Here is a 5064-nt window from a genome sequence, read left to right on the forward strand (position 1 = left end):
GCTTCGACATCCAGTCTCCGACGCGTGCGGCAAATTCCGGCGACCCCCGGCGCGCGCCTTGAAAGTCGTCCCCGCCGGCGAGGAATACGAAGCGCGCCCGGGCATCCGGCCAGCGTGCTATCCAGGCGTCGAATTCGGCGAACTTGTTGCGGCTGCGCGGCTGCGTCCGATCGGCGAAGTCCGCAGGGTCCGGCAGGATGCTCCGGTGTGCCCACGTCGAGTCCACGCCATGCGCCCGGAGGAATTCGACGAGCGCCGTCCGGTTGGTCGCACCGACGTCGTACGCGGTCGCCGTGTCGATGTAATCCCAGCCGCCGAGATGAAGGCGCGGCCTCGCCGCCGAGAGGCGCGAAATGCGAAGCCGTACGGGGACGTCGAACCGGACTCCCTGTCCGGCTATAGCGAGTTTTCCCCCACCGTAGAGGCCTGGCTTCGCGGCCGCATCAGGGCGAACCAGGAGCCATATCTGGCCGGTCATGCCTGCATCGAGGTCGAATGTCCAGCCGCCTCCTTCGGGCGCGAGTTCGAGCAGCGCCGCGGCAACGTCGCCTGCGACTGTATCGACGAACGCGGCCGCGAGCAGCGCCGGATGTGCCGCCGTCGGAAGTCCGCGCACATCGAGGTGAATGTGCTGTCTCTGCCCCGTCGCATTCACGAGGTTCACCGCATCCGCACGGCGCTCTCCCGTCATCGCGCGCAAGCTCAGCACGACATCACCGCGGCCCGGCTCGCCGGCCTGGAGGGGACCCAGTGGATCGTAACGGCTGGCACCGCGCCAGGCGTAGAGTGCCGGCGCCTTTCGTGCTGCGAGCGCCCTGCCGCCGAGCGCGAAGAGTCGCCGCTGACGATCGTCGAGAGGAAGAACCGCGCGTGCGCCCTTCTTTGGGGTTGGCGGATTCCGAGTAAGGTCCTGCGTTAGCGCCGCCAGCTCCTGCTTCAGCGTCTCACCCGTCGTCGACTCCGGAATACGCGAAGCGACCTCCTTGACGTAACCGTCGTCGCGCGCCGTGCGCCAGGCGTGGCGCTCGGGGTCCCCGGTGAGGAGGGCTGCAGAGGACGCGGTCCGCGGCGCGCCTTTCTCGGGAGTGAGCACTTCAATCTCGTCGCAGAAGAGAAAGTTCTTGTAGTCGACGACGATGCGCACGAATCGACCGTGCGCGCCGGGTGAAACGATACGGAAGCTGTGCAGGACGTACGCCGTCGGCTCCGGAATCCTGTTCGCGTCCCGCTCGACCATGTCGCCGGCGAACATCCACACCTTGCCGTCATCACTTAGATAAAGAAGTAGCTTGCGTGGCAAGTGGACATCGGCCCTGCCGGCCGCCGTGCTCCAGGAGACCTCTTCGATCTGCTGGACGGTTCCGAGATCGATGGTCAAGGAAACAAACTTGGACGCGGCCGGGCCCCACCCGACGGCAGCGGTGTCACGCCAGAGCGGTGTCGTCTTCGCGCGGAGACCGTCTGTGAGCTGGCGCGCGTCGTCGGGATCGGTAGTCAGCGGGTAGTCGGGAGGTCGATTCCAGGTATACGGCCGGTGCAGCGCGATATTCTCGCCCGCCGCCAGGGTTGGGGCCGCGGCAAGGGCCAACGCGACAAAGGCCGTCGCCGCAGTGGCATTCCCTGCTAGAAGCATCGCCGGCGAGGTCATCTGAACCCTGAATACCATTCCTCCGGACTGCCGCGTGGGTTCCGGCACCTTTTCGCCGCGGCACTGACTGCGTCGGCGCTGATGCCGTTCGTGCCCGACGAGATCTCGGTCGCGACAGTCTCGTTCGTGGGGTTGTCGGCGCTTTGGGCGGCCGTCGCGATTGCGGTTCGGCTGCGAAGACCCAGGGGTTCGCGGCCACATACGTGGATTCCCCTGAGCGTGCTGTATGGCTCGGTCCTCTTGTCGGGCCCCATCGCCCTCGCGAACGGAGTTCCGTTCGCGGAGTGGTTTCGTGGCGCCGTGCCCTTCGTATTCCTGGCGACCTACTTTCTCTTTCCAGTGCTGACTCCCGACGACGGTGTGTTCGTGCTGCGCAGCATCGTCCTCGCCGTCATCTGTTGGCTGCTGAAGGCGCTCGCTACGGCACTTCCCGATTTCATCTCCGGGACGCAGGCGCGACTCACGTATGTGAGTCAGGATTTTCAGCTGCCCCTCGCACTGATCGGAATCACCGTGACACTCTTCTGGGGCATGAGGCGGCGGCCGGTCGAGAGCGTCGTCTTGATTGCGGTGTTGTTAGCCGTCATCATCGCCACCGGTTACCGCAGTCAGGCGATCCTGGTCGCATTGCTGTGGGTCGTCTACGTTGCGCGCCAGCCGCGACGCCGGAGGTTCGGGCTCACGATCGCGTCGCTGGCGATTGCTGGCGCGCTGCTTGGGTGGCTCGTGAGCTCGCCGTTCGGGGAGACCTACCTGGCCCGGTTCGAGGATCTCCAGGACGAGTTGCGCTCTCAGCGAGCAGTGGAAACGCTATATGGCTACTCGAAGTTCTCTGAAGCACCCATTCTCGGAAAGGGACTAGGCTTTCCGGTGCCGCTGGCAGTCAACCAGTTCGGCGCCACCGAGCCGGTATCCGTCGCGACTTCGGATCATGTCGGATACCTTCACAACGTCTGGATATACCTCTGCATGGATCTGGGCCTCCTCGGCCTTGTCGCATACTTCGCGTTCTTCGCAGCGTCGATCCGGACGGGCCTGAAGTCCGGTGCTAGCGCCGGCGATGCGACCGTCGCCGTGTCGGTCACCGTCGCGACCCTGCTGCTCTACTTCACTGTCGAAGCAGCATTCCGCGAGATCCAGATGAACTTCCTGCTCGGGTCGCTCTGCGCGGTGCTCGCCAAGACGGAGCGGTCGACAGCGCAGCGCGTACCGGCGGCCGGGGCGTGAGGACCAATGGCTTGGCGAAGATACATCGGCGGCGCTGCCGTCCAGGCCGCCATCACGCTGGCGCTCGCGGCCCAGGCATTTCTTGCCCCGAGGATCCTCGGGGCTTCCGAATACGGACGGATTGTTGCTGTCCTGGCCATGCCCATCCTGGTACAGGCAGCGATCGAAACCGTTCTGTTCGCGCTGACGATCAAATGGACCAGTGCGCTTCGTCTCGCCGACATGCGCCTGCTCTGGATGGATGCGCTGGTCATCGCGCCGATCGCGGGTTTCGCTGCACTCCTGTTAGGGATTCGAGTGGTCATCGGACTCTCGCAGGCGGAGATCTGGGCATTCATTGCCGGTACGCCCCTGCTCGTCTTCATCTGGATAGTCCTCACCATCCTGATGGCTTGCTGTTACGCGTTGCACCGCCATGTCACGATCGCGCGCACCTACCTGCTCTCAGCCATGGTGTTGCCAGCGAGCATCTTCCTCATGAGGTCGTTCGGAGCGCGCGCCTTCCTCTTCGGCCTTTTGGCCGACAAAATCTTGGCGTCGGCCAGTTTGTGGCTCGACGCGCCGGTCCGTGCCCTCTGGCGTCGCGCTATTTTCGCAAAGGCGTCAGGGCGGAGCCCGGGACGCCTCGTCGCAAGTTATCTACCGGTGCTGACACCGCGGCTGACGGTGCTCATGCTCTCACCCGGATTGGTGGCGATCGGCGCGTGGCTGCTCGTGCCAGAGGAATTGGCCGGTTTCAAAGTCTCTCTATCGTTTGTTACCGGTGCCGCGAGCCTGGTGCCGGTGTCCCAGCACGTTCTGCAAGCGTCCTGGACGAATTCGGGGGCCGGTGCGCGGTCGGGCATTCTCCGCGAGGCGCGCCTGGTCCTGCTCGGTGCCCTCCTCATTGGCATTGCCCTGGCGGCTGCGTTGCTAGCCTACGGTGATGCTTTGAGGGCGATCGTCCTGCGCACCACGAACCCGTCATTAAGCAGGTTCGATGTCATCTTTCTGGCCGTGCCACTGTTCGTGCTCATCGGTCCAATGTCCTCCTTCTTGGTCGCCACGGAGCGAACTCATCGTCTTGTCGGAGCCTTCGTCGTGTGTGTGCTCGTATCCGCGACTGCAGCCGCGTGGAAGGGACCGGCATGGGGATTCGTGGGAGGGACGGTTTCGTTCGTTCTGTTTGCGTGTGTACCTTTGTTTCCGTCTCTTTACCGCTAGAGCATGTTCGAGTGTTTCCTACGTGCCCATGAACCTGGTTCCTGCTGGACGATTTCTCGCGGCGGCGATCTGTCTGCTGTCGCTGGGCGGCAACGCAGCGCTCCCGAACAGCTCGTCCGTGACGGTCGAACTCGATGCGGCGCCCATCTCGCCGATTGACGCGGACGCATGGATTGTCCTTCGTGGAAATTCGAACATTTCGGTTGCCTCGGTGCTCGCTCCCGACGGCTCCTTCACCCGCGAGTTCACTGCGCAGGCGCCTGGGTCCGTCATGGTGCAGAACACGCTGCGCAACCCCATCGATCTTCGGACTTACGATTCATTCTCGTTCTGGGCCCGCGCGAGCACCACTCACATCGGCGACTTCGTCTATCTGATCGACGCCGCGGGCCACAAACGTTGGTACAGCCTTCTTCTGTGGAGCCAACGCGGCTGGCAAAAGCCTAGCTATTGGCTGGACGCCTTCGTGGGGCAGGACACGGGTTTTGATCCGTCATCGGTTACCCGGCTCCGCTTCGCGCAAGCCGGCCAGGTCCCGGGCGATAGGCTCTGGTTTGGACCAGTCATTTTCGAGCACGGGGTCGTCAACCACGGGGACGCAGCTTCGTCCTGGTACAACGACATCGGGAGCGGTCCGATCACGACGGTGGCGGATGGTGCGGCGGGAACTCCGACCAGCGTTCAGGCGACACTCCAGGCGAATAATCAGGGGCAGGCCGACATCGCCATCAACCTGCTCTTGCCACGCATCGTCTGGGACTGGTCAGGAAAGTCCTTCGTCCGTTTTTATTTCAAGGACGTGGAGACGATCGCAAGCCACTATTTCCTCGTCTATGACAACAACCTGAACTACCGCCAATGGGTCTTCAACAACTCTGCACCGGGCCACTGGATTCGCGTAACGGCCAACCTGTCCGACGCCCGCTATGCCGAGTCGGCGCCGATCGACCTGTCCCGGATCGTCTACTTCGAAGTCGGAGTCTTCG

3 protein-coding genes and 1 pseudogene (1 of these 4 cut by a window edge) are annotated in these 5064 nt (G+C 63.7%); all 4 read left to right on the top strand.

Annotated elements, in window-relative coordinates; translation table 11 throughout:
• The first annotated feature begins 229 nt into the window (after positions 1-229).
• Positions 230-919, top strand: coding sequence for a hypothetical protein (locus tag E6J58_23995; GenBank protein TMB31928.1), 690 nt, complete (start codon positions 230-232; stop codon positions 917-919).
• An 810-nt stretch (positions 920-1729) separates the two neighbouring features.
• Positions 1730-2875, top strand: a complete 1146-nt coding sequence (locus E6J58_24000; GenBank protein ID TMB31929.1) for an O-antigen ligase family protein — start codon at positions 1730-1732, stop codon at positions 2873-2875.
• A 6-nt stretch (positions 2876-2881) separates the two neighbouring features.
• Entirely contained in the window at positions 2882-4078 is a 1197-nt protein-coding gene (locus tag E6J58_24005) for a hypothetical protein (protein TMB31930.1), read from the top strand.
• A gap of 28 nt (positions 4079-4106) precedes the next feature.
• Positions 4107-5064 (top strand): annotated as a pseudogene (locus E6J58_24010) (hypothetical protein); it runs 77 nt beyond the window's last position.

It is taken from the genome of Deltaproteobacteria bacterium (assembly GCA_005879535.1).
In the GTDB taxonomy this organism is placed as follows: domain Bacteria; phylum Myxococcota; class Myxococcia; order Myxococcales; family 40CM-4-68-19; genus 40CM-4-68-19.

What these genes read in the sequence shown, in the direction of transcription:
- E6J58_24000 (TMB31929.1), top strand. Translation starts at nt 1,730, where the DNA reads ATGCCGTTCGTGCCCGACGAGATCTCGGTCGCGACAGTCTCGTTCGTG.
- E6J58_24005 (TMB31930.1), top strand. Translation starts at nt 2,882, where the DNA reads ATGGCTTGGCGAAGATACATCGGCGGCGCTGCCGTCCAGGCCGCCATC.
- E6J58_23995 (TMB31928.1), top strand. Translation starts at nt 230, where the DNA reads ATGCGCCCGGAGGAATTCGACGAGCGCCGTCCGGTTGGTCGCACCGAC.